This window comes from Streptomyces sp. AC627_RSS907, assembly GCF_019049165.1.
On sequence record NZ_JAGMUE010000489.1, the window covers coordinates 1 to 823 of the forward strand.

Below are 823 nucleotides of genomic sequence, written 5' to 3' on the forward strand. Positions count from 1 at the left end.
GCACCCCGACTGCGCCCTGGCGTCGCTCCAGGCGGCGCGCACGGCCGCGCCCCAGGCCGTCCGGTCAACCCTCAGGCGAAGGAACGGTGGCTGGTTGGCCCACCGCGGCAGAGCTGCGGCACTGCAGTGGATGGCTGCTTTCGGCACCCGGCCGGTGGATCAGGGTCGCCCGGCTGTGAAGGGCTGGATTGGCCAGGTGGCCGCACCTTCAGCACACGTCCGCCAGCAGCTGCCGGTGGGCGGGGCAAGCGAAGACCACGGGCAGGTGCCAACTGCTCTACCGCGCACCGCCGAACGCGCTTTGCACCGGGCTCTTGTCGCCAGCCAGACACGCCTCGCCCGAACCACCCACGCCCACATCCCCGGCACGGCCAACGGAGGCTACCGCAACCGCTCAGCGGACCGCGCCCGTACCAGGTTCGCCCGCACCACCGCGATCAATGGATGGCTCTGGCTCAGGACCCGCTCGCAGCCCGTCAGGGTCCGCTCATACAGCGGGATCGCCCGCTCCAGGTCCCCCACCGCGCGGTACGCGCCCGCAAGGTTATTCCGCGAGACCAGCGTGTCCGGGTGATCGCCACCCAGGACCCGCTCCCGCCCTGTCAGAGTCTGCTGGTGCAGCGGGATCGCCCGCTCCAGGTCCCCCACCGCGCGGTACGCGCCCGCAAGGTTATTCCGCGAGACCAGCGTGTCCGGGTGATCGCCACCCAGGACCCGCTCCCGCCCTGTCAGAGTCTGCTGGTGCAGCGGGATCGCCCGCTCCAGGTCCCCCACCGCGCGGTACGCGTATGCAAGGTTGTTCCGCGAGGAAAGCGTGCTGGGG

At 71.3% G+C, this 823-nt stretch carries 1 protein-coding gene; it reads right to left on the reverse strand.

Translation table 11 applies throughout. From position 1 onward, the window contains the following. Positions 1-381: 381 nt before the first annotated feature. Positions 382-823 (reverse strand): tetratricopeptide repeat protein (locus KUM32_RS36635; protein WP_217146202.1); only part of this gene is annotated, 442 nt, incomplete at its 5' end.